Genomic DNA, 553 nt, shown 5'->3' on the forward strand with positions numbered 1-553 from the left:
CCTTTGCCTTGAGCTTTAAACCATGCAAGTACATCAGCATCTAAACGAATGGAAGTCTGTTGCTTCACTGGGCGATAGAATTGATTATGGCGTACAGCATTGCTCCAGTCTGTAATTTCAGGCATATCTGATAGATCTAGCTGATCATCAGGAACCGTGCCTTTAGCAAGCAAGCGTTGAATTTCAGCATCTTGCTTCTCACTAAATTTTTCATTTAGTTCTTTGCGTGAGTATCTAACCGTGCTCATATTGATTGCGCTCCGCTTTAGTGACCTGTCTTGCACTAATGATTCTTATGATTTCACAGTCATCTTCATCAAAGATGGTATGAGCTACTAAGAGCATTAGTACGCCTTTCACTTTTCCAATGGTCTGCCAACGTTCTTCGCCATCGGTATGTCTGTCCTGAATTGAGATCCTTAGAGGATCATCAAAGACAAGGCTTGCAGTTTCGAAAGAGATATCATGCTTTTTCTGATTCTTTCGATTCTTAGCCTCATCCCATTCAAAATACTGTTCCATAAAAAACATTCAAATTTGTATATACAATAAT

The 553-nt window shown here is 39.4% G+C and carries 2 protein-coding genes; both read right to left on the minus strand.

The genetic code is table 11. The features are described from left to right. Window positions 1–248, minus strand: a 248-nt coding sequence (locus HX124_RS18125) for a BrnA antitoxin family protein (protein ID WP_286418751.1), incomplete at its 3' end; no start/stop codon positions are given. Beyond that, window positions 235–522 (minus strand): BrnT family toxin, encoded by a 288-nt coding sequence (locus HX124_RS18130; protein WP_286384411.1) that lies wholly within the window; start codon window positions 520–522, stop codon window positions 235–237. The genes HX124_RS18125 and HX124_RS18130, both read right to left, overlap by 14 nt. Between the last annotated feature and the right edge of the window lie 31 nt (window positions 523–553).

The sequence above is a fragment of the Acinetobacter sp. 226-1 genome, assembly GCF_030329325.1.
Lineage (GTDB): Bacteria > Pseudomonadota > Gammaproteobacteria > Pseudomonadales > Moraxellaceae > Acinetobacter > Acinetobacter sichuanensis.

Bases quoted from the DNA above. Each gene is read 5' to 3' on its own strand.
- HX124_RS18130 (WP_286384411.1), bottom strand. From the start codon at position 522: ATGGAACAGTATTTTGAATGGGATGAGGCTAAGAATCGAAAGAATCAG.